A 1,083-nucleotide genomic window follows, 5' to 3' on the forward strand; every position below is an offset into this window, starting at 1 on the left:
TTTGACATAAAAAAGTCAGGCTTTATAAGGCCTGTAAGGATTTTTTGAAATATGAAACTGTCAAACTCCCGTGTACCTTCTTTTAATTTGAAGAATTTTCGGGTAATTGGGAGTAGGTAAAGTTACGAATAACAATATAGGCAGTCCATAACATTTTGGTGGAAAATATTCTGCCAGACTGTTATTAATGATAAAGTTGTAATATGTCAAAATCTAATGTATACTATGTGTATGCAGAATATTTAAACAGTACACTGATTAAAATCAGATTTAGAACATTGGGTGATTAAAAAGGAAAATCAGGAGGTTTTATATGACAGCAATCAGACAGGAAGCAATTCAAATGCTGGAAAAAGTACCAGAAGATAAACTGGGTTTTGTAATTCAGATTATGCAGGGCGTAAATGGACTATTGGGAACAACAGATGTAAAAGAAAAGGAAATTGTAGATATAAACCAGTTTGTAATGGAATCGACAGAGCGTGGACAGGATGCGGATAAGTATGTAAGGGAGTTAAGGGACAATGACAGATTTTAAAAAAGTATTTATTGACACAGCCCCATTCATATATTTTTTGGAAAATAGTTCCCGTTATATGGAATCAATAGGTAAGTTTTTTACAAAATGCACTAAAGAAAATATACAGATTGTAACTTCTACGCTTACTATTGAAGAATACCTTGTGCTGCCATATAGCAATGGGAAAGTGGAATATGTGGACAATTTTAAAAGGTTTATTGAGTATATGAATATTGAAGTAGTAGATATTGATTCAAATATAGCTGAACAAGGGGCAAAAATTAGGGGACAATATAAAAACTTTAAAGCTATGGATGCATTACAGATTGCGACAGCAATAGTAAAAGAATGCGATATGTTCTTTACGAATGATAAACAGCTTCGACAAGAAAAAGAACTTCCATGTATGACAATGGAAGATATATAGTGAAGGTGGGAGAGTTTTTTAAAGGAAATGGAAGTGAGAAAGCTACAGAAAGCGTAACAGACTGGAAACTAAATATTTTAAAATCAGTCAAACTTGTTTAGACGGAAAATCAAAATGTTAAAATTATGAAAAGCAT

Annotated in this window: 2 protein-coding genes; both read left to right on the forward strand. The window is 32.2% G+C overall.

The window, feature by feature from the left end; all coding sequences use genetic code 11:
• The first annotated feature begins 313 nt into the window (after nucleotides 1-313).
• The gene (locus D7Y06_RS25255) at nucleotides 314-538 is read left to right on the forward strand and encodes a hypothetical protein (protein ID WP_120410211.1); all 225 of its coding nucleotides are present in this window, start codon (nucleotides 314-316) and stop codon (nucleotides 536-538) included.
• The gene (locus D7Y06_RS25260) at nucleotides 525-947 is read left to right on the forward strand and encodes a type II toxin-antitoxin system VapC family toxin (RefSeq protein ID WP_120410212.1); all 423 of its coding nucleotides are present in this window, start codon (nucleotides 525-527) and stop codon (nucleotides 945-947) included. The genes D7Y06_RS25255 and D7Y06_RS25260 overlap by 14 nt, the downstream gene beginning before the upstream one ends.
• The last annotated feature ends 136 nt before the right edge of the window (nucleotides 948-1,083 follow it).

Source organism: Roseburia sp. 1XD42-69, assembly GCF_003612565.1.
Taxonomy (GTDB): Bacteria; Bacillota; Clostridia; order Lachnospirales; family Lachnospiraceae; genus Roseburia_B.

Bases quoted from the DNA above. Each gene is read 5' to 3' on its own strand.
- D7Y06_RS25255 (WP_120410211.1), top strand. From the start codon at position 314: ATGACAGCAATCAGACAGGAAGCAATTCAAATGCTGGAAAAAGTACCA.
- D7Y06_RS25260 (WP_120410212.1), top strand. From the start codon at position 525: ATGACAGATTTTAAAAAAGTATTTATTGACACAGCCCCATTCATATAT.